We start from the raw sequence: 19,992 nt of genomic DNA, 5'->3' as shown, positions 1-19,992 counted from the left end.
GTCACCCTGAGCACGCTTCATCGGCCAGGGGTGGGTCTTTCGCGGGGGCCGTATGCTAGCATAGCCCCCCCGTTGACTGTGCCCTGAGCCGACTTTCGGGACCGGCCCATGCGCCGCACGCCCTGACATTTTTACCGCGAATCACAGGTACGCAGATGAGCAGCAAGACCTCTCTCGACAAGAGCAAGATCAAGTTCCTTCTCCTCGAAGGTGTGCACCAGAACGCGGTGGATACCCTGAAAGCCGCCGGCTACAGCAACATCGAGTACCTGAAAGGCGCGCTGTCCGACGACGAGCTGAAGGAAAAGATCGCCGACGCCCATTTCATCGGCATCCGCTCGCGCACCCAGCTGACCGCCGAGGTCTTCGACTGCGCCAAGAGGCTGGTCGCGGTCGGCTGCTTCTGCATCGGCACCAACCAGGTCGACCTCAACGCGGCCCGCGAGCGCGGCATCGCGGTGTTCAACGCGCCCTATTCGAACACCCGCTCGGTCGCCGAGCTGGTGCTGGCCCAGGCCATCCTGCTGCTGCGCGGCATCCCCGAGAAGAACGCCTCCTGCCACCGCGGCGGCTGGATCAAGTCGGCGGCCAACTCCTTCGAGATCCGCGGCAAGAAGCTCGGCATCGTCGGCTACGGCTCGATCGGCACCCAGCTGTCGGTGCTCGCCGAAGCCCTGGGCATGCAGGTGTACTTCTACGACACGGTGACCAAGCTGCCGCTCGGTAACGCCACCCAGGTCGGCAACCTGCACGAGCTGCTGGGCATGGCCGACATCGTGTCCCTGCACGTGCCGGAACTGCCGTCGACCCAGTGGATGATCGGCGAGCAGGAAATCCGCGCGATGAAGAAGGGCGGCATCCTGATCAACGCCGCGCGCGGCACCGTGGTCGAGCTGGATCACCTGGCCGCCGCGATCAAGGACGAGCATCTGATCGGCGCAGCCATCGACGTGTTCCCGGTCGAGCCGAAGTCCAATGACGAAGAGTTCGAGAGCCCGCTGCGGGGCCTGGACCGGGTGATCCTCACCCCGCACATCGGTGGCTCGACTGCCGAGGCGCAGGCCAACATCGGCCTGGAAGTGGCCGAGAAGTTGGTCAAGTACAGCGACAACGGCACCTCGGTATCGTCCGTGAACTTCCCCGAAGTGGCTCTGCCGGCTCACCCGGGCAAGCACCGCCTGCTGCACATCCACGAGAACATCCCGGGTGTGATGAGCGAAATCAACAAGGTGTTCGCCGAGAACGGCATCAACATCTCCGGCCAGTACCTGCAGACCAACGACAAGGTCGGCTACGTGGTGATCGACGTCGACGCCGAGTACTCCGACCTGGCCCTGGAGAAGATCCAGCACGTCACCGGCACCATCCGCAGCCGCGTGCTGTTCTAAAAAACAGTCCACAAAGCTGCTGCGCGCCCGTGATCTCGGTGCGGGCGGTGCTCGGAATCCTCATGTACTGAAGTACATTGCGGTTCCTGTGCTCCGGCCGCCCCAAGCTGACAGGCGCTCGCGACGCTTTGAGAACCGTTTTAAGGCTGGTGGATATGAAATAGGGAGGCCTCGGCCTCCCTTTTTCATGGCCGGAAAAAACCCGCTAGCCGCCCTGCGCCTCCAGCGCCGCCAGCGCCTCGGCGGCCGCCGGCAACTCCTCCTCGCTGAACACCTGCACCCCGGCGCGGCGCAACAGGGCGGCGGTGACGCCTTCGCCGGCGACCTTGCGGCCGCTGAAGCTGCCGTCGTAATTCTCCCGGTTGCCGCATGACGGGCTGCGCGCCTTGAGCACCGCCAGGCGGATGCCATGGGCCCGCACCAGCGCCAGCGCCTGCTCGGCGCCGTCGACAAAGGCGGCGCTGACATCCGTGCCGTCCGCCGTCAGCACCCGCTGGCGGCCGTCGAGCACCGCGCCGCCCTGACCACCGGGAATCTCCGCCGGCGGCCGCGGAGTCGGCAGGCCGCCGGCCACTTCCGGGCAGATCGGCACCAGCCGGCCCTCCGCCTGCCACTGCGCGAGCAGGTCGAAGGGCCCGTGGGCGCCGCCGTCATAGCGCACCCGCTGGCCGAGCAGGCAGCGGCTGACCAGGATTTTGTGCATCGCTGTTCCTCTTCATCTGGCGCCGCGCCCATCCGGTCACTCGCCGTAACAATCCCGCCCTGCGGCCCAACGCCACGGCCGAACTAAGGTAAGGCTGGCGGCGCGGATTGCCGCCCGCAGCGGCCCGTCCCGCCCGGCGCAGGTCGCACCCGACCTATCCTTCGGCGGGAAGCGTTCCCCAGCCATGGCCAGCCCCGGCGCAGAGGACCAGACTGCGGCGCACTCCCGCGAACCCGCGAAGGAAACGCCGCCATGCCCAGCATACTTCAGCTCCGCCCGCTGCTGCCCGCAGTCGCCTGTCTCACCGCGCTGCTGGCCGGCCCTAGCCAGGCGGCGCTGCTCGACCTCGACAACCAGAGCCTCAGCGCCATCGCCGGCCAAGCCGGGATCAACCTGCGCATCGACCTGCAGGCGCAGATCAGCCAGATCCGCTGGAACGACGACGGCGGCAGCCTGTCGCTGCGCAACATCAAGATCGACAACGGCTGCGTCAATCCCGGCGACTGCCCCAACGGCGCCGGCGGCAGCTTCGCCTTCGGCCCGGCGCAGCTCGGGGCGAGCGTGCCAATCCTGGGCATCAACGTGCCGACCCTGCAGGTCGATGTGGTCACCGCCGCCAACGGCCAGCAGCGGCTGCAGCTAACCCTGCCGGATCTGACCACCATCAACGAGCAGATGCTGCAAAGCGGCCTGCCGCCGCTGCGCATCCGCGCGCGCGTGGAAGGCGACCTGTACGTCGGCGACAGCCGCCTGGGGACATTAGCGATCCGCGACATCACCGACCTGCGCGGCACCATCAGAGTCTGGGGCCACTGACCCCAGGCTACAGCGGCCCCTCACCGCGGCGGCGGAACCAGCCGGCCAGCGACAGGCGCTCGCGGCTGGCCGGCAGCACTTCATGGGGCAGTTCGGAGCGGAACACCACCAGGCTGCCGCCCAGCGGGGCGATCTCGTGGCTGCGCTCACCCGCCGCCGCTGGCAGGTACAGGCGCAAAGCGCCGCCTTGCTGCGGCAGCCAGCCGTGGTTGAGGTAGAGCACCACCGACACCACGCGGCGGTCGTCGTCGCGGAAGCGGTCGACATGGCGTTGATAGAACGCCCCCGGCGCATAGCAGGCGAAGTGGCTTTCGTAATCCGCCAGGCCCAGATACAGGCCTTGATTGAGCGCCTGGCGCAGGCCGTTCATCAGTTCCAGGTAGCGGTCGCAGGCCGCCGACTGGCCGGCCTCCAGCCACTGGATGCGGTCGCCGCGCACGCCTTCGCGCACCTGCTGACCGGCGCCGCGGCCGATGCCGGCGGGACTGAGGGCGCCCTGTTGCGCGCGGCTATGGCACTCCGAGGCCAGTTCGCGGGTCAGATCCTCAGGCAAGAAGATGCTCTGGTGCGACCAGCCGTACGTGGCCAGGTCGTCGGCGATCCGTAGAAATAGCGGGTGGTTGGCGTTCATAGGCATGCCGCCGATTCTATCAGCGCCACGCATGCGCCTCGACAAGCCGCAGTGCTGCCGCTGAAAATAGCCCCCTGCCCGACAGGAGTCCCTAATGCGTGCCCTTCTCGCTTGTGTGTTGTTGCTGCTCAGTCTGCCCAGCCTGGCCGACGATCATTCCCAGCTCTATCAGGTGGCCGGCTGGCCGCAGCAGCGCGCGCACTTCAGCGCCGCCCTGCAGGCCGCCCAGCAGCGCTACCGCAGCACGCTGCCGCCGGCGGTATACCAGGCCCTGGTCGACAACAGCAACCAGCGCTTCGCCGCCCAGGCCATGGACCAACGCGCCCAGGCCATGCTGCGCCAGCAGCTCGGCGACCCGCGCCCGGCCCTGCAGTTCTTCCAGTCGCCGCTGGGACGCAAGATAGTCGCCGCCGAGGTCAAGGCCACCAGCAAAGAACAGCTGCTGCAGAACGCCAATGGCCTGCCGAAGATCCAAGCCGACGCCACCCGGCGCCTGCTGATCAATCACCTGTCCCGGGCCCTGCCGGCCAAGGAAGCCGGCGCCGAGGTCAGCCTGGCGCTGGCCGGCGTCGCCGCCGACAGCCTCAGCCAGATGATGCCCGGCCTGCTCGGCGGCGCTCAGGCCCAGGGCCTGCTGGAGAGCCAGCGCCAGCGGCTGATGGAGCAGATCGGCGCCGACCTGGACAATACCCTGCTGCACGTCTATCGCGAGCTGTCCGATCCGGAACTGGAAGAGTTCGCCACCTTCGCCGAATCCGCCGAAGGCAAGGCCTACTATCAGGCCGCCCTGGCGGCCATACGCGCCGGCCTGGCGGTGGGCCAGAGCAGCGCCAATCTGGCGCCGGCGCAGCCGAGCATCTGACGGTCGACGCGTCCGTAGGCTGGCGTTGAGCGCAGCGATACTCAGCAAGTGGCGTAGCGGCCGGCAACCATGGGGATCGCGGAGCTCAACCCACCCTACGCCAGGCGTTCGCGCAGGAAGTCCAGGTAGCACCGGCGCAACGGCGCGCTTTCATTGACCAGATGATGGCGCGCCTCGGGCAGCAGCAGCAGCTCGGGGCCGGCGAACTTGTCCTCCAGCACGTCGAGATTGTGCCGCCAGTCCACCGTCTCGTCGGCCTCGCCCTGGACGATCAGCGGCCGCCGGCCGCTGGGCGGCGCCGCCTCGATATAGGGCACCCAGTGCGCCAGCGCGCCGACCCAGGCGGTCGGCAGGGTCAGCGGCTGCAACGGGTCACGCTGAATGAACTCGAGAAATTCCGCATCGTTGGAGTTGGCGCTGAAGCGCCGCGGGATGCTGGCGACGAAGGGCTTGAGCAGCCGATAGCTGAACTTCGACCAGCACCAGGCGCGCGGCCGTACCAGCGGCGCCAGCAACAGCGTCTCGGCCACTTCCTCGCGCACCTCGCCGCGCAGCAGGTAGTCGATCAGGATCGCCCCGCCGGTGCTCTGCCCGCACAGGTGCCAGGGCGTCGGCAGGCCCAGCGCCGCCGACTGCTCGAACAGCCCGGCGAGCACCGTTTGGTACTCGGCGAAATCGTCGATGCTGGCGCGCGCACCGCTGGACAGGCCGTGGCCGGGCAGATCGCAGGCGAGCACGGCGAAGCCCCGCTCCAGCGCCCAACCGATCAGATGGCGGTACAGACCGACATGGTCGTAGTAGCCGTGCTGCAGCAGCAGCGTGCCGCGCGGCTGCGCGGGCCACCAGGCCTGGGCGACGATCTGGTAGCCAGCCGCCGGGAACAGCCCCATGCGGCCGTGCGCGCCGGCGAACTCCAGACCGTAGAAGGCCCGGTAGGCGACCAACTGCGGTGGCTCGAGTGCGGGCTCCACCAGGGTGTGCAGATGGGAACGCAGCAATTCGGGCTGGAAACGCTCAGGCATGGGATCTTCCATAGAAGCTCTATCGGGGCACTGACTGGCGGGCGGCTGCCGATATTCAGCTGGCGCACGCGGCATGGCAAGCTATGCGCCCTTCATTCGACCGACCCAACATGCCCCTGCCCCGCCGCAAAACCCTGTTCGCCGGCCTGCTCGCCGTGGTCTGGCTGCTCGCCATGCTCGTCGCCTTCTGGTGGTTCGAGGGCCGCTATGTGCGACCGTTCGGCACCCAGACCGCGCTGTTCAGCGGCGCCCAGCTGCGCCTGCCGGCCGAACTGGCCGGACCCGGGCCGATTCGCGTGGTGCATTTCTGGGACCCGGCCTGCCCCTGCAACGTCGGCAACCAGCAGCACCTAGCCGAGTTGCTGGCGCGTTTCGTGCCGCAGGGGGTGAGGTTCTACGCGGTGCAGAAAGCCGGCAGCCGCGGCCAGTTGCCGCCGACCCTAAGCGCCATCGAGGCGCTGCCGGCGCTGCCCGGCAGTGCACAGTTGCCGGCCAGCCCGGCGGTGGGCATCTGGGACCAGCAGGGCCGCCTGGCCTATTTCGGCCCCTACAGCGAGGGCGCCACCTGCACCTCGAGCAACAGTTTCATCGAGCCGACTCTCGAAGCGCTCGCCGCCGGCCGCGCGGTCAACGCCAGCAATACCCTGGCGGTCGGCTGCTTTTGCAACTGGGCGCCCCCCGACTAAGGTTGCCTGGCAGCCTGAACAAAGCGGTCTAGACTCCTCGCTTGATCCAAGACGGATCTCGTTAGCCTCAAGGAGTTGCCATGTTCAAAGCTTCCGCCCTCGCCCTGCTCGTCAGCACCGCCCTGCCGTTGTTCGCCGTCGCCGGCGATGCCGCGTCCACCCAGCAGATCATGAAAGAGTACAAATCCTCGATCCAGAACCAGATCGCCGACATCGACTACAAGCGCAAGCAGATCGTCGAGGCCGCCATGGTCCTGGATGCCAAGGAAGGCGAAGCCTTCTGGCCGGTGTACAACAGCTACCGCACCGAGGCCGACAAGCTGAGCAAGGGCGCCATCGCCCTGTTGCTCGATTACGCCAAGGCCTACAACGCCAACTCCATCGACGATGCCACCGCGGCCAAGCTGCAGGAGCAGCTGCTCGACCTGCAGGAAGACCGTCAGGAGCTGAAGGAGAAGTACGCCCAGCGCGTGGCCAAGGAAGTCTCGTCGAAGCGCTCGCTGCGCTGGCTGCAGATCGAGGATCAGCTCGACGCCATCAGCCTGCTGGCCAACACCCGCGAAGTCCCGCTGGTCGAATAAGCCGCCACGCCGCGCCCGCCCCGGGCGCGGCCCTGTTACGCCTCGCGCACGCGCAGGCGATGCTGCTCCGGCGTCTCGCCGTGCCAGCGCCGGAACGCCCGGTAGAACGGCGACAGCTCGGCGAAGCCGCAGGCGCGCGCCACCTCGCGAATCGAGCCGCCGCCGCGCAGCAACTCGGTCGCCCGATCGCGGCGCACCGCCTCGCGCACCTGACGCAGGCTGTAACCCTGCGCCGCCAGGGCGCGCTGCAGCATGCCCACCGACAGGCCGAGCTCGCGGGCACAGGCGGCCAAGGTGCAATCGCCGCCACCCAGGCGCACGCCGAGCAGATAGCGCAGGCGATTGAGCAACTGGTTCTCCACCAAGCCGTCGAGCTGGCGCTGCGCGTGTTCGCTGAGCAGCGCGTGCAGGCCCGGATTGGCGGTGCGCGACGGCCGCTGCAACAGCGCCGCGGGGAACAGCAGAGCGTCGTGGGGCTGGCCGAACTCCGGCTGCAGACCGAACAGACGGCGGTGCTCGCGCAACTGGCGCGGCTGGGCATGGCGAAAGTGCAGGCCCGTGAGGCGGAATTCGTCGTCGCTGACGAAGGCCAGCAGCTTGAGGGTCAGCAGCGCCACGCATTCCATCTGCTGGCGCAACGAGGCGACGCCGAGGTAGTTGAGATCGATCACCAGGCACGCTTCGTCACCGGTGACCTGCAACTGGGCGACCAGGCCGCCGGAGACGATGTGCTGGAAGCGCACGAAGCTGTCGACCGCCTGGCGCAAGTCGCGGCTGGCCAGCAACAGGTAGCCGACCACGTCGAGCAGACGCGGCTTCATCGCCTCGCCCAGGTGCAGACCGATGTCGGCATCGCCGCTGATCTCCGGCAGGGCCTGCCAGAACAGTGGCGCGCTGTCGTGCTCGAGGCGCTCGTCGATGGGCGACACGGCGATGCGGCGGTGCTGATAGATGCGCCGGTAGATCTCGGTGGGGTCGAGGCGCAGTTCGGCCAGCGCCTCGTACAACAGACGGCGCAGGGTCGCCGAGTGGGTGAGCGGCGAGTCACCCGGGAGCGGATCGAAGGAACTGGACATGACGACTCCGAGAAATTGACCGAAGACTTGCAGGCCTGAGGTGTTCAGTCAATGCCGAGCGGCGGCCGACACCGGAAAATCCGGTCACTACAAGAACCAAAAGGAGTTGTCCGTCCATGAAACGCAGCCTGACTGTCCTGGCCATCGCCGTCGCGGCGGTGGCTGCCGGCGCCACCTGGTACCTGCACAGCAAACAGCCGCAACGCAGCGGCGAGCTGGCCCTCGCCCATCTGCAGGCGCCGGTCAGCGTGCGCTACGACGAACGTGGCGTGCCGCACATCCAGGCGCAGAACGAGGCCGACATGTACCGCGCGCTCGGCTATGTGCACGCCCAGGACCGCCTGTTCCAGATGGAAATGCTGCGCCGCCTGGCGCGCGGCGAGCTGGCCGAAGTGCTGGGCGCCAAGCTGGTCGATACCGACCGCCTGTTCCGCACCCTCGGCATCCGCGCGCATGCCGACCAGTACGCCAAAACCCTCGACGCGAACAGCCCGGCGGTGCAGGCACTGCAGGCCTATCTGGACGGCATCAACCAGTACCAGGACAGCCGTCCGGCGCCGGTGGAGTTCGACCTGCTGGGCATCGACAAGCGTCCATTCACCCTCGAGGACACCGTTAGCGTCGCCGGCTACATGGCCTATAGCTTCGCCGCCGCGTTCCGCACCGAGCCGGTGCTGAGCCATATGCGCGACCAGCTCGGCGGCGACTACCTGAAGGTCTTCGACCTCGCCTGGCACTCCGCCGGGGTGATCCAGACTCCGACGCTGGCCGCCGGCGACTGGCAGGACCTCAACGCCCTCGCCCGCCTCAGCCAGCAGGCGCTGGTCGAGGCCGGCCTGCCGCAGTTCGAGGGCAGCAACGCCTGGGCGGTGGCCGGCAGCCACACCAAGAGCGGCAAGCCGCTGCTGGCCGGCGACCCGCACATCCGCTTCGCGGTGCCGGCGGTGTGGTACGAGGCGCAACTGAGCGCGCCCGGCTTCGAGCTGTACGGCCACCACCAGGCGCTCAACCCCTACGCCTCGCTCGGTCACAACCGCCAGTTCGCCTGGAGCCTGACCATGTTCCAGAATGACGACCTCGACCTGATCGCCGAGAAGGTCAATCCGGACAACCCCAATCAGGTCTGGGCCAACGGCCAGTGGGCCGACCTGCAGAGCCGCGAGGAGACCATCCGGGTCAAGGACGGCGCGCCGGTCACCCTGACCCTGCGCCGCTCGCCACACGGGCCGATCGTCAACGACGCGCTCGGCGCCGCTGCCGGCCAGACGCCGATTGCCATGTGGTGGGCGTTCCTCGAGACCGAGAACCCAATCCTCGACGCCTTCTACCAGCTCAACCGCGCCGACACCCTGAGTAAGGCGCGCGACGCCACGGCGAAGATCCACGCGCCGGGCCTCAACATCGTCTGGGCCAACGCTGCTGGCGACATCGGCTGGTGGGCCGCGGCCAAGCTGCCGCAGCGCCCGGCCGGGGTGAACCCGAGCTTCATCCTCGACGGCAGCAGCCACGAGGCGGACAAACCCGGCTACCTGCCGTTCACCGCCAACCCGCAGGAGGAGAATCCGGCGCGCGGCTACATCGTGTCGGCCAACTACCAGCCGCTGTCACCGACCGGCGTGGCGGTCCCCGGCTACTACAACCTGGCCGACCGCGGTCAGCGCCTCAACGACCGCCTGGCACAGAGCGACGTGAAGTGGGACCTGCAGAACAGCCAGGCGCTGCAGCTGGAAACCGCCACCGGCTACCCGCAGCGCCTGCTCCAGCCGCTGCTCGCCGACCTGCGTGGCGCCGCGGCGGACGACGGCGAGCGCGCCCTGGTCGAGCAGCTGGCCAGCTGGAACGGCGACCATCAGCTCGACTCGAGCATCGCGCCGCTGTTCAACCAGCTGACCTTCCAGCTGGCCGCTGCGGCCATGCACGATGAGCTCGGCGACGCCTTCTTCGACAACCTGCTGTCTACCCGCGTGCTCGACACCGCGCTGCCGCGCCTGGCCGCCGACGCCGCCTCGCCCTGGTGGGACGACCGTGGCACTGAGGCCAAGGAGAGCCGTGCCGAGACGGTCAAGGCCGCCTGGCAGGCGGCCCTGGCGCATCTCAAAAGCACGCTCGGCGATGACCCGAGCAAGTGGGCCTGGGGCAGCGCGCATACCCTCACCCACGGCCATCCGCTGGGTCAGCAGCAGCCGCTCGACAAGCTGTTCAACGTCGGCCCGTTCGCCGCGCCGGGCGGCCACGAGGTGCCGAACAACCTCTCGCACCGGGTCGGCCCGACGCCCTGGCAGGTGGTCTACGGCCCCTCGACACGGCGCCTGATCGACCTGGCCGACCCCGAGCACAGCCTTGGCATCAACCCGGTCGGGCAGAGCGGCGTGCCGTTCGATGCGCACTATGCCGACCAGGCCGAGGCCTACATCCAGGGCCAGTACCTGCCGCAGCACTACAGCGATGAGGATGTGAAGGCCAACACCCAGAGCAGCCTGACCCTGGTGCCGGCATCAGCGCGATAGGCGCGCGGCACCCAACGGGCCCCGCGGGCCCGTTGGGTGGGGTGACTGGGAGACCGTAGGATGGGTTGAGGAGCGTAGCGACGATACCCATCGAACCGATGCCGATGGGTATCGCTGCGCTCAACCCATCCTACGAGTTGTCCCGACTTCCGGGCCCACCACCACTCTCCACAAAAAACAACGGGCCCCGCAGGGCCCGTTGGTGTCACGGCTTGGCGCCTCAGGCCGCCTGAGCCACCGGCTTCCAGGCGGATGCCGAGGCCTCTTCCGCCATGGTCTCCATCGCCTGCTGGATCGCCCGCTTGCGGCGTTCCTCGGCACGCCGGGTGAAGAACCAGGCGAGGAAGGTGAACAGCGACACCACCAGCAGGATCAGGCTGGCGATGGCGTTGATCTCCGGCTTCACGCCGAGGCGCACCGCGGAGAACACCTCCATCGGCAGGGTGGTCGAGCCGGGGCCGGAGACGAAGCTGGCGAGCACCAGGTCGTCGAGCGACAGGGCGAACGACATCATCGCCCCGGCGGCCAGCGACGGCGCGATCATCGGGATAGTGATCAGGAAGAACACCTTCCACGGCTTGGCGCCGAGGTCCATGGCCGCTTCCTCGATCGACAAGTCCAGCTCGCGCAGGCGCGCCGACACCACCACCGCCACATAGGCGGTGCAGAAGGTGGTGTGGGCGATCCAGATGGTGACGATGCCGCGCTCGGCCGGCCAGCCGATCAGCTGGGCCATGGCCACGAACAGCAGCAGCAGCGACAGACCGGTGATCACCTCGGGCATCACCAGCGGCGCGGTGACCATGCCGCCGAACAGGGTGCGGCCCTTGAAGCGCGGGATGCGGGTCAGCACGAAGGCCGCCAGGGTGCCCAGCGCCACCGCGGCAATCGCGGTGTAGCAGGCGATCTCCAGCGAGCGCAGCACCGAGCCCATCAGCTGGCTGTTGTCGAGCAGGCCGACGTACCACTTCACCGACCAGCCGCCCCACACCGTCACCAGCTTGGAGGCGTTGAACGAGTAGATCACCAGGATGACCATCGGCGCGTAGATGAACGTCAGGCCGAGCCACAGCATCAGCCTCGAGAAACTGAAGCGCTTCATACCTTGCCCTCCAGTGCTTGGGCTTGATTAGGGTTGAACAGGCAAGCGGACGGCACGATCGAAGTGAGCTTGTTCATACCTTGCCCTCCAATTCCTTCGCCTGGTTACGGTTGAACAGAATGATCGGCACGATCAGGACCAGCAGCATCACCACCGCCAGGGCGGAGGCCACCGGCCAGTCGCGGTTGTTGAAGAACTCCTGCCAGAGCACCTTGCCGATCATCAGGGTTTCCGGGCCGCCGAGCAGTTCCGGGATGACGAACTCGCCGACCACCGGGATGAACACCAGCATGCTGCCGGCAATGATGCCGTTCTTCGACAGCGGCACGGTGATCTTCCAGAAGCTGTTGAAGGTGCTCGAGCCGAGGTCGGCAGCGGCCTCCAGCAGGCTCTGGTCGTGCTTGACCAGGTTGGCGTAGAGCGGCAGGACCATGAACGGCAGGTACGAGTAGACGATGCCGATGTACACCGCCAGGTTGGTGTTGAGGATCTGCAGCGGCGCGGCGATCAGGCCCATGTCCATCAGGAAGCCGTTGAGCAGGCCGTTGTTGCTGAGGATGCCCATCCAGGCATAAACGCGGATCAGGATCGCGGTCCAGGTCGGCATCATGATCAGCAGCAGCAGGGTGGTCTGCATTTCCTTGCTGGCGCGGGCAATGGCGTAGGCCATCGGGTAGCCGATCAGCAGGCACAGCAGGGTGCTGAAGAAGGCTATCTTCAGCGAGCCGAGGTAGGCCGCCAGGTACAGCTCGTCCTCGTTGAGGATCAGGTAGTTGTTGAGGTTGAGGATGACCTGCACCTGGTTCTCCGCCCAGGTGTAGATCTCCGTGTAGGGCGGGATCGCCACGTCGGCCTCGGCGAAACTGATCTTCAGCACGATTAGGAACGGCAGCAGGAAGAACAGGAACAGCCAGGCGAATGGCACGCCGATCACGGTATGCCGGCCGCTGGGCAGGCGTTTCTTGAGACTGGAAATGTTCATGAGCGCAGCGCGACCCCGCTGTCGTCTTCCCACCAGACGAACACTTCGTCATTCCAGGTCGGGCGCGTGCCGCGGCGTTCGGCGTTGGCGACGAAGGACTGGACGATGGTGCCGCTCGGCAGCTTGACGTAGAACACCGAATGGCCGCCGAGGTAGGCGATGTCGTGCACGGTGCCGCGCGACCAGTTGTATTCGCTGGCCGGCTGCTCGGTGGTGACCAGCAGCTTCTCCGGGCGGATGGCGTAGGTGATGTGCTTGTCCTGGGCGGCGGTCGTCACGCCGTGGCCGACGTAAATATTGCGCTCCAGCACCGGGCAATCGATCAGCGCATGGCCTTCGGCGTCTTCGACGATCTGACCGTCGAACAGGTTGACGTTGCCGATGAATTCGCAGACCTGGCGGCTGATCGGGGTTTCGTAGATGTCCACCGGACTGCCGATCTGCTCGATGCAGCCGAGGTGCATGATGGCGATGCGCTGGGCCATGGTCATGGCCTCTTCCTGGTCGTGGGTCACCATCACGCAGGTCACGCCGACCCGCTCGATGATCTCCACTAGCTCCAACTGCATCTGCGAGCGCAGCTTCTTGTCCAACGCGCCCATCGGCTCATCGAGCAGCAGCAGCTTCGGGCTCTTCGCCAGCGAGCGCGCCAGGGCCACGCGCTGACGCTGACCACCGGACAGCTGGTGCGGCTTGCGCCTGGCGTACTGGCTCATCTGCACCAGCTTGAGCATTTCCGCCACCCGCGCATCGACCTCCTCCTTGGCCATCTTGTCCTGCTTGAGGCCGAAGGCAATGTTGTCGGCCACGCTCATGTGCGGGAACAGCGCGTAGGACTGGAACATCATGTTGATCGGCCGCTCGTAGGGCGGCATGTTGGAGATGTCCTGACCATCGAGGAAGATGCGGCCCTCGCTCGGCCGCTCGAAACCGGCCAGCATGCGCAGCAGGGTCGACTTGCCCGAACCCGAGCCGCCGAGCAGGGCGAAGATCTCGCCTTTGTTGATGGTCAGCGACACGTTGTCGACGGCCAGGGTCTCGTCGAACTGCTTGCTGACCCGGTCGATTTTTACCAGCACTTCTTTCGCTTGCTGGCCGCCCTCAAGGGCTTTCTTGTAGGCACCGGAGGCTATTGCCATACCACAACTCCCAACTCATTGAGGCCCGGCCACGGCGGCCGGGCATGCTTGGATATCTACAGCGGATTACTTGCCGGACTTGATCTTGGTCCAGCTACGGGTCATCAGGCGTTGCACTTTCGGCGGCAACTCGGCCGATACGTAGAGCTTGGCCAGCACCTCTTTGCTGGGGTACACGGCCGGATTGCTCCGGACGGACTCGTCCAGCAGCGCCAGCGACTTGGGGTTCGGGTTGGCGTAACCGACGTAATCGCTGACTTTGGCGATCACCTCGGGTTTGAGCAGGTAGTTGATGAAAGCATGCGCTTGCTTGGCGTTCGTCGCGTCGGCCGGAATGGCCATCATGTCGAACCACAGGTTGCCGCCTTCTTTCGGGATCACGTAATCAACCTTCACGCCCTTGCCCGCCTCTTCGGCACGGCTGGCGGCCTGGAACACGTCGCCGGAGTAGCCGAAGGCGACGCAGATGTCGCCGTTGGCCAGGTCGGTGATGTATTTGGACGAGTGGAAGTAGGTGACGTAGGGACGCACGGCCAATAGCTTGGCCTCGGCCTTCTGGTAATCCGCCGGGTTGGTGCTCCTGGGATCCAGGCCCAGGTAGTTGAGCACGGCCGGGAACAACTCGTCGGGTGAATCCATGAAGGAGACGCCGCACTGGCTGAGCTTCTTCAGGTTCTCCGGTTCGAACAGGATCGCCCAGGAGTCGATCTTGTCGGTGCCGAGCGCGGCCTTGACCTTCTCAACGTTGTAGCCGATGCCGTTGGTGCCCCACAGGTAGGGCACCGAATATTCATTGCCCGGGTCGTTGACCTCGAGCTGCTTGAGCAGCGCCGGGTCGAGGTTGCTCCAGTTCGGCAGTTGGCTCTTGTCGAGTTTCTGGAACGCCCCGGCCTTGGCCAGCTTGCCGAGGAAGTGGTTCGACGGCACCACGATGTCGTAGCCGGAACGCCCGGCCAGCAACTTGCCTTCGAGGGTCTCGTTGGAGTCGAAGACGTCGTAGACCGGCTTGATCCCGGTTTCCTTCTCGAAGTCGGCGAGGGTGGTTTCACCGATGTAGTCCGACCAGTTGTAGACATGCACGGTCGATTCGGCATGGGCGCCAGCGCTCAGACTCAGCGTCGCCAAGGCGCCGATCAGGGTTTTACGGAAGGGAATTCGCACATATCAGCCCTCATTCTTGTTAGTGGTTGCGACCGTCTCACGACAGTCCGCCGGTGTCAGCGACAGGCCACAGTCCACCGCCCGCGCCGCCCGCGAAGGAGCGGCAGCGCAAACACCGAAGCAGGTTGGGAATGGCTCAACCATGCAACACGCTCCTGGCGGGCCTCCGGCGGGAGCACCCGCCGGAAGGTGTCGTTGGCTTACTTGCCGGACTTGATCTTGGTCCAGCTGCGGGTCATGGCGCGCTGCACCTTGGCCGGTAGATCCGGGAAGGCATACAGCTTCTTCATGGTGTCCGGAGTCGGGTAGACGCCCGGGTCCTGACGGATCGCCTCATTCACCAGCGGGGTGGCCGCGGCGTTGCCGTTGGGGAACTGCACCTCGTTGGTGATCTCGGCCATGATTTCCGGCTTCATCAGGAAGTTCATGAAGGCGTAGGCGCCCGCGGGGTTTGCCGCGTCGGCTGGAATCGCGACCATGTCGAAGAAGGTCCCGGCGCCTTCCTTGGGAATGTTGTAGGCGACGGTCACCCCACCCTTGGCTTCCTCGGCACGCGACTTGGCCTGGTAGACGTCACCCGAGTAGCCCACCGCCACGCAGAGGTTGCCGTTGGCGAGGTCGGAGATGTACTTGGAGGAGTGGAAGTAGGTGACGTACGGACGAATCTTGAGGAACAGCTCTTCGGCCGCCTTCAGCTCCTTCGGATCCTGGCTCAGCGGGCTGTAGCCCAGGTAGTGCAGGGCCGCCGGCAGGATCTCGGTCGGCGAGTCGAGGAAGGACACGCCGCAGGACTTCAGCTTCTCGATGTTCTCCGGCTTGAACAGCAGATCCCAGGAGTTCACCGGCGCGTTGTCACCCAGCGCGGCCTTGACCTTGTCCGGGTTGTAGCCGATACCGATCGAGCCCCACATGTAGGGGAACGCGTACTGGTTGCCTGGATCGCTGACTTCCACGGTCTTCAGCAGGTTGGGGTCGAGGTTCTTCCAGTTCGGCAGCTTGCTCTTGTCCAGCGGCTGGTAGACCTTGGCCTTGATCTGCTTGGCGAGGAAGTTGTTCGACGGCACGACGATGTCGTAGCCCGCCTTGCCGGCCAGCAGTTTGGCTTCCAGGGTTTCGTTGCTGTCGAAGACGTCGTAGACGACCTTGATGCCCGATTCTTTCTCGAACTTCGCCACGGTGTCGGCGGCGATGTAGTCGGACCAGTTGTACACGTGCAGGACTTTATCGTCCGCCTGGACCGCCCCCGCCATGGCACCCATCAGGGACAGCGCGAGAAGCGACTTGCCGAATTTTTTCATGCGTACAGCTCCTGTTGTTTGAAGTATCCGGGCGGCGTTAACCGTTGGTGTCACCACCCGGTGAGCCTGGCCAACGCACTGGCGCAGTCTGGCAAGGTCGGAGGCGTGTTTACAACATTTGCGCAGCCGTTGAACACGCCCCGTCACTTAGGCCTGAACATCCCTCGCAGTGAGGTCGAGGCACAGACGTGCCTTGGTCACCAGTTCGTCGATCTCCGCGTGGCTGATCACCAGCGGCGGCGCAATGATCATAGTGTCGCCAACGGCACGCATGATCAGGCCGTTGTCGAAGCAGTGACCACGGCAGACCATGCCGACCGAAGTCTCCGCGGGGTAACGTTCGCGGGTCTGCTTGTTTTTCACCAGTTCGATCGCCCCGAGCATGCCCAGACCACGGACTTCGCCCACCAAGGGGTGGTCGGCCAGCTCACGCAAACGCTTTTGCAAGTATGGTGCCGTTTCTGCCTTGACCTTCTCGACGATCTTTTCTTCGCGCAGGATGCGGATGTTTTCCAGCGCCACGGCAGCCGCCACCGGGTGCCCGGAATAGGTGAAGCCGTGGTTGAAGTCACCGCCCTCGTTGATCACCGCGAAGACCTTGTCGCTGACCAGCAGGCCGCCCATGGGCACGTAGCCGGAAGTCAGGCCTTTGGCGATGGTCATCAGATCCGGGCTATTGCCATAGTAGTCGCTGCCGAACCATTCGCCGGTGCGGCCGAAACCGCAGATCACTTCGTCGGCGACGAACAAAATATCGTACTTGGCGAGGATCTCGCGGATCCGCGGCCAGTAGCTGTCCGGCGCAATGACCACGCCGCCAGCGCCCTGCACCGGCTCGGCGATGAAGGCGCCGACATTCTCTTCGCCGACTTCGAGAATCTTCTTCTCCAGTTGGTCGGCGGCCCAGATACCAAACTCCTCGGGGCTCATGTCGCCGCCTTCGCCGAACCAGTATGGCTGCGGGATATGCACAATGCCCGGGATCGGCAGGTCGCCCTGCTCGTGCATGTACTTCATGCCGCCGAGGCTGGCGCCGGCGACGGTGGAGCCGTGGTAGCCGTTGATGCGGCTGATGATCACCTTCTTCTGCGGCTTGCCCTTCAGCGCCCAATAATGGCGGACCATGCGCAGCATGGTGTCGTTGCCTTCCGAGCCGGAGCCGGTGAAAAACACGTGGTTCATGCCGGCCGGGGCGACATCGGCAATCGCCTTGGCCAGTTCCAGCACCGGCGGGTGCGCGGTCTGGAAGAAGGTGTTGTAGAACGGCAGCTGGCGCATCTGCTGGCTGGCCGCCTCGACCAACTCCTCGCGGCCGTAGCCGATCGCCACGCACCACAGACCGGCCATGCCGTCGAGGATCTTGTTACCCTCGCTGTCCCACAGGTACACGCCTTCGGCCTTGGTGATGATGCGCGGGCCCTTCTCGCTCAGCTGCTTATAGTCGCTGAACGGCGCCAGGTGATGCTGATGGCTCAGCTCCTGCCATATACGGGTTTGCGGGTTGGTCACTTGGCTGCTCATTACTCACCTCTTGGCAATGTGGCCCGTCGCGGCGGACCGAAACTCAGGTTGGGGCGGACGCATCCGCCCCGGGCTATCCGGCGCCTCTCGCCAACAGCGCGAGAGGCGCGATCGATCAGACCGAGAACAACAGGAACTCACGCTCCCAGGAGCTGATCACCCGCTTGTAGTTCTCGTGCTCGGCACGCTTCACCGCGACGTAGGCGTCGATGAAGCGCTGACCGAGATATTTCTCCAGCGCCTTGCAGTTGCCCATGCGCTCGAGGGCATCCTCGATGGTCAACGGCAGCCGCAGGTTGCGCCGCTCATAGGCGCGGCCCTTGACCTGGGCGCTCGGCTTCAGGCCGTCGACCATGCCGATGTAACCGCACAGCAGGCTGGCGGCGATCGCCAGGTAGGGGTTGGCGTCGGCGCCGGCCAGACGGTTCTCCACCCGCCGGTTCTGCGGATTGGAGTCCGGCACGCGCAGGCCGACGGTACGGTTTTCCTCGCCCCACTCGACGTTCACCGGCGCCGAGGTATCCGGCAGGAAACGGCGGAACGAGTTGACGTTGGGCGCGAACAGCGGCAGCACTTCGGGGATGAACTTCTGCAGGCCGCCGATATGGTTGAGGAACAGCTCGCTCATCGAGCCATCGTCGTTGGAGAAGATGTTCTTGCCGGTCTCCAGGTCGACCACGCTCTGGTGCAGGTGCATGGCGCTGCCCGGCTCATCGGTGATCGGCTTGGCCATGAAGGTCGCCGCCACGTTGTGCTTGAGCGCCGCCTCGCGCATGGTGCGCTTGAACACGGTGATCTGGTCGGCCAGGTGCAGGGCTTCGCCGTGGCGGAAGTTGATCTCCATCTGCGCCGGACCCTCCTCGTGGATCAGCGTATCGAGATCCAGCTCCTGCGCCTCGCACCAGTCGTACATGTCCTCGAACAGCGGGTCGAATTCGTTCGCCGCGTCGATGGAGAACGACTGGCGGCCAGTCTCCGCGCGCCCGGAGCGGCCGATCGGCGCCTGCAGCGGATAGTCGGGGTCGTCGCTGCGCTTGGTCAGGTAGAACTCCATCTCCGGCGCGACGATCGGCTTCCAGCCCTTGTCGGCGTACATCTTCAGGACCTTCTTGAGGATGTTGCGCGGCGACAGGTCGATCGGGTTGCCGAGCTTGTCGAAGGTGTCGTGGATCACCATGGCCGTCGGCTCGATGGCCCAGGGCACGAGGAACACCGCGCTCTCGTCCGGCCGGCAGACCATGTCGATGTCCGCCGGGTCGAGCAGCTCGTAATAGACGTCATCCTCGACGTAGTCGCCGGTCACGGTCTGCAGCAGCACGCTCTCGGGGAGGCGCATGCCTTTCTCGTCGAGGAATTTGTTGGTCGGCGCGATCTTGCCGCGGGCGATGCCGGTCAGGTCGCTGATCAAACATTCAACTTCGGTGATTTTGCGTTCTTTCAGCCAGCTCGAGAGCTGGTCGAGTTTGGTACTCATAGAGACCTCAGGGTTGAGAGCTGCAACTGTTATAGCCGAGCTCAGCGTTGCCCCGCCCTCTTCCTGCAAGCCTCACCAAAGGCCTGGAAGATGGCGAGATAATCGGGATTCGCGCGCACCTGCCACTCGGGGTGCCATTGCACCCCGAGCGCAAAGCTCTTGGCTCCCTCGACCGAGATCGCCTCGATCAGCCCGTCGGGCGCCAGAGCTTCGACACGCAGGCCCGGCGCCAGACGATCAACGCCCTGGCCATGAATGGAATTGACTTGAATCTCGCGCGGCAAGCCGAGGCCGGCGAGGACACCGCCCGGCTGCACCTGCAGCGGGTGGCGTGGAGCGTACTGGACTTCGACCGGCTCGTTCTCCGGCTCGCGATGGTCCATGAAGGACCCGACCTCGTGCACCTTCTGGTGCAGGCTGCCGCCAAAGGCCACGTTCATTTCCTGGAAGCCGCGGCAGATGCCGAGCAGCGGCACACCGGCGGCCACCGCCGCGCGCAGCAGCGGCAGGGTGGTGCGGTCACGGTCAGGATCATGGAGAGTGCCGGGCGCGCTGGCCGGGCCACTATAAAGGTGCGGTTCGACATTCGACGGCGAACCGGGGAACAGCAGGCCATCCAGACTTGCCAGCAACTCCGCCGGATCGATCAGCTCACCCAGCGCCGGAATCACCAGGGGCACGCCCCCGGCACCGACGGCCACCGCGCGGACATATTTGTCGCCGGCGATGTGCCAGGAGTGGGGACCGATTTGCTTGGTACAAGCGATGACGCCGATCAATGGCAGGCGAGCCATGAGACACCCGATTTATTGCTGTTATGGGTTTCGGCCGAGCTTAGCGTTGTTCATTTTTTTACACAACAGTTATGTAAAAAATCAAACACACCCCTCTGGACACCGCGCCGAGCAAGGCCGCGAGCGCCTTTTCACCCCCCCGCAACGCCCCAAAACTGGCCGCAAGGCCCTGTTTGAGGGCATAATGGCACTCCCTTGACAGTCAATGCCGTTTGGGATTGACTCAAGCTCTATCAGTCGAATGATTGA

At 65.6% G+C, this 19,992-nt stretch carries 18 protein-coding genes and 1 other RNA gene; 7 read left to right on the top strand and 12 right to left on the bottom strand.

The features are described 5' to 3' along the window. Positions 1–155 precede the first annotated feature (155 nt). Together serA and D3880_RS01055 are read left to right on the top strand one after the other, a co-directional pair. Positions 156–1,388 carry a phosphoglycerate dehydrogenase gene (serA, locus tag D3880_RS01060; RefSeq protein WP_119891695.1) on the top strand — a complete coding sequence of 411 codons (1,233 nt, stop codon included), beginning with the start codon at positions 156–158 and terminating at the stop codon, positions 1,386–1,388. Positions 1,389–1,450: 62 nt separating this feature from the next. Beyond that, a non-coding RNA gene (locus D3880_RS01055) (sX9 sRNA) lies at positions 1,451–1,525 on the top strand. A gap of 68 nt (positions 1,526–1,593) precedes the next feature. On the opposite strand, the gene D3880_RS01050 is transcribed toward D3880_RS01055, so the two are convergent. Beyond that, positions 1,594–2,091, bottom strand: a complete 498-nt coding sequence (locus tag D3880_RS01050; protein ID WP_119891694.1) for a 2-thiouracil desulfurase family protein — start codon at positions 2,089–2,091, stop codon at positions 1,594–1,596. A gap of 261 nt (positions 2,092–2,352) precedes the next feature. Between D3880_RS01050 and D3880_RS01045 the strand changes: the two genes are divergently transcribed. Continuing rightward, entirely contained in the window at positions 2,353–2,907 is a 555-nt protein-coding gene (locus D3880_RS01045; protein WP_420800888.1) for a DUF6160 family protein, read from the top strand. Between the two features lie 7 nt (positions 2,908–2,914). Here the strand turns inward: D3880_RS01045 and D3880_RS01040 are convergent, their stop codons facing one another. Continuing rightward, a complete protein-coding gene (locus D3880_RS01040) occupies positions 2,915–3,544 on the bottom strand; it encodes a 2OG-Fe(II) oxygenase (protein WP_119891692.1) in 630 nt (209 codons plus the stop codon). A gap of 88 nt (positions 3,545–3,632) precedes the next feature. Here D3880_RS01040 and D3880_RS01035 point away from each other — a divergent pair, with 88 nt between their 5' ends. After that, positions 3,633–4,400, top strand: a complete 768-nt coding sequence (locus D3880_RS01035; protein WP_119891691.1) for a DUF2059 domain-containing protein — start codon at positions 3,633–3,635, stop codon at positions 4,398–4,400. Between the two features lie 95 nt (positions 4,401–4,495). On the opposite strand, the gene bipL is transcribed toward D3880_RS01035, so the two are convergent. Beyond that, positions 4,496–5,422, bottom strand: a complete 927-nt coding sequence (bipL, locus tag D3880_RS01030) for a phospholipase BipL (protein WP_119891690.1) — start codon at positions 5,420–5,422, stop codon at positions 4,496–4,498. 110 nt (positions 5,423–5,532) lie between these two features. Here bipL and D3880_RS01025 point away from each other — a divergent pair, with 110 nt between their 5' ends. After that, a complete protein-coding gene (locus D3880_RS01025) occupies positions 5,533–6,108 on the top strand; it encodes a DUF6436 domain-containing protein (RefSeq protein ID WP_119891689.1) in 576 nt (191 codons plus the stop codon). Positions 6,109–6,188: 80 nt separating this feature from the next. Further along, a complete protein-coding gene (locus D3880_RS01020) occupies positions 6,189–6,689 on the top strand; it encodes a transcriptional regulator (protein WP_119891688.1) in 501 nt (166 codons plus the stop codon). Between the two features lie 35 nt (positions 6,690–6,724). Here D3880_RS01020 and D3880_RS01015 read toward each other — a convergent pair whose 3' ends face one another. Further along, complete coding sequence (locus D3880_RS01015; protein WP_119891687.1) at positions 6,725–7,765, bottom strand: AraC family transcriptional regulator; 1,041 nt, start codon at positions 7,763–7,765, stop codon at positions 6,725–6,727. Between the two features lie 116 nt (positions 7,766–7,881). Between D3880_RS01015 and D3880_RS01010 the strand changes: the two genes are divergently transcribed. Then, a complete protein-coding gene (locus D3880_RS01010) occupies positions 7,882–10,272 on the top strand; it encodes a penicillin acylase family protein (RefSeq protein WP_119891686.1) in 2,391 nt (796 codons plus the stop codon). Between the two features lie 220 nt (positions 10,273–10,492). On the opposite strand, the gene D3880_RS01005 is transcribed toward D3880_RS01010, so the two are convergent. From D3880_RS01005 to D3880_RS00970, 8 genes are all read right to left on the bottom strand, one after another. Next, positions 10,493–11,374 carry an ABC transporter permease subunit gene (locus tag D3880_RS01005; protein ID WP_119891685.1) on the bottom strand — a complete coding sequence of 294 codons (882 nt, stop codon included), beginning with the start codon at positions 11,372–11,374 and terminating at the stop codon, positions 10,493–10,495. 73 nt (positions 11,375–11,447) lie between these two features. Next, on the bottom strand, positions 11,448–12,329 hold the full coding sequence (locus tag D3880_RS01000; RefSeq protein WP_162935035.1) for an ABC transporter permease subunit: 882 nt from the start codon (positions 12,327–12,329) through the stop codon (positions 11,448–11,450). 23 nt (positions 12,330–12,352) lie between these two features. After that, the gene (locus tag D3880_RS00995; protein WP_119891683.1) at positions 12,353–13,495 is read right to left on the bottom strand and encodes an ABC transporter ATP-binding protein; all 1,143 of its coding nucleotides are present in this window, start codon (positions 13,493–13,495) and stop codon (positions 12,353–12,355) included. Positions 13,496–13,561: 66 nt separating this feature from the next. After that, positions 13,562–14,632, bottom strand: a complete 1,071-nt coding sequence (locus D3880_RS00990) for a polyamine ABC transporter substrate-binding protein (protein ID WP_238474472.1) — start codon at positions 14,630–14,632, stop codon at positions 13,562–13,564. Positions 14,633–14,856: 224 nt separating this feature from the next. Beyond that, on the bottom strand, positions 14,857–15,954 hold the full coding sequence (locus tag D3880_RS00985; RefSeq protein WP_119891681.1) for a polyamine ABC transporter substrate-binding protein: 1,098 nt from the start codon (positions 15,952–15,954) through the stop codon (positions 14,857–14,859). 147 nt (positions 15,955–16,101) lie between these two features. Then, entirely contained in the window at positions 16,102–17,475 is a 1,374-nt protein-coding gene (locus D3880_RS00980; protein ID WP_119891680.1) for an aspartate aminotransferase family protein, read from the bottom strand. A gap of 115 nt (positions 17,476–17,590) precedes the next feature. Beyond that, the gene (locus tag D3880_RS00975; protein ID WP_119891679.1) at positions 17,591–18,949 is read right to left on the bottom strand and encodes a glutamine synthetase family protein; all 1,359 of its coding nucleotides are present in this window, start codon (positions 18,947–18,949) and stop codon (positions 17,591–17,593) included. A gap of 41 nt (positions 18,950–18,990) precedes the next feature. Then, entirely contained in the window at positions 18,991–19,743 is a 753-nt protein-coding gene (locus D3880_RS00970) for a gamma-glutamyl-gamma-aminobutyrate hydrolase family protein (protein WP_119891678.1), read from the bottom strand. Between the last annotated feature and the right edge of the window lie 249 nt (positions 19,744–19,992).

The organism is Pseudomonas cavernae, from assembly GCF_003595175.1.
GTDB classification, from domain to species: Bacteria; Pseudomonadota; Gammaproteobacteria; order Pseudomonadales; family Pseudomonadaceae; genus Aquipseudomonas; species Aquipseudomonas cavernae.
The sequence above is the reverse complement of the archived record's forward strand: the minus strand, read 5'-3'. Positions and strand labels throughout refer to the sequence as shown.

Excerpts from the sequence above, each read along its gene's own strand:
- serA (WP_119891695.1), top strand. The coding sequence starts at position 156 with ATGAGCAGCAAGACCTCTCTCGACAAGAGCAAGATCAAGTTCCTTCTC.
- D3880_RS01050 (WP_119891694.1), bottom strand. The coding sequence starts at position 2,091 with ATGCACAAAATCCTGGTCAGCCGCTGCCTGCTCGGCCAGCGGGTGCGC.
- D3880_RS01040 (WP_119891692.1), bottom strand. The coding sequence starts at position 3,544 with ATGCCTATGAACGCCAACCACCCGCTATTTCTACGGATCGCCGACGAC.
- D3880_RS01035 (WP_119891691.1), top strand. The coding sequence starts at position 3,633 with ATGCGTGCCCTTCTCGCTTGTGTGTTGTTGCTGCTCAGTCTGCCCAGC.
- bipL (WP_119891690.1), bottom strand. The coding sequence starts at position 5,422 with ATGCCTGAGCGTTTCCAGCCCGAATTGCTGCGTTCCCATCTGCACACC.
- D3880_RS01025 (WP_119891689.1), top strand. The coding sequence starts at position 5,533 with ATGCCCCTGCCCCGCCGCAAAACCCTGTTCGCCGGCCTGCTCGCCGTG.
- D3880_RS01020 (WP_119891688.1), top strand. The coding sequence starts at position 6,189 with ATGTTCAAAGCTTCCGCCCTCGCCCTGCTCGTCAGCACCGCCCTGCCG.
- D3880_RS01015 (WP_119891687.1), bottom strand. The coding sequence starts at position 7,765 with ATGTCCAGTTCCTTCGATCCGCTCCCGGGTGACTCGCCGCTCACCCAC.
- D3880_RS01010 (WP_119891686.1), top strand. The coding sequence starts at position 7,882 with ATGAAACGCAGCCTGACTGTCCTGGCCATCGCCGTCGCGGCGGTGGCT.
- D3880_RS01005 (WP_119891685.1), bottom strand. The coding sequence starts at position 11,374 with ATGAAGCGCTTCAGTTTCTCGAGGCTGATGCTGTGGCTCGGCCTGACG.
- D3880_RS00995 (WP_119891683.1), bottom strand. The coding sequence starts at position 13,495 with ATGGCAATAGCCTCCGGTGCCTACAAGAAAGCCCTTGAGGGCGGCCAG.
- D3880_RS00985 (WP_119891681.1), bottom strand. The coding sequence starts at position 15,954 with ATGAAAAAATTCGGCAAGTCGCTTCTCGCGCTGTCCCTGATGGGTGCC.
- D3880_RS00980 (WP_119891680.1), bottom strand. The coding sequence starts at position 17,475 with ATGAGCAGCCAAGTGACCAACCCGCAAACCCGTATATGGCAGGAGCTG.
- D3880_RS00975 (WP_119891679.1), bottom strand. The coding sequence starts at position 18,949 with ATGAGTACCAAACTCGACCAGCTCTCGAGCTGGCTGAAAGAACGCAAA.
- D3880_RS00970 (WP_119891678.1), bottom strand. The coding sequence starts at position 19,743 with ATGGCTCGCCTGCCATTGATCGGCGTCATCGCTTGTACCAAGCAAATC.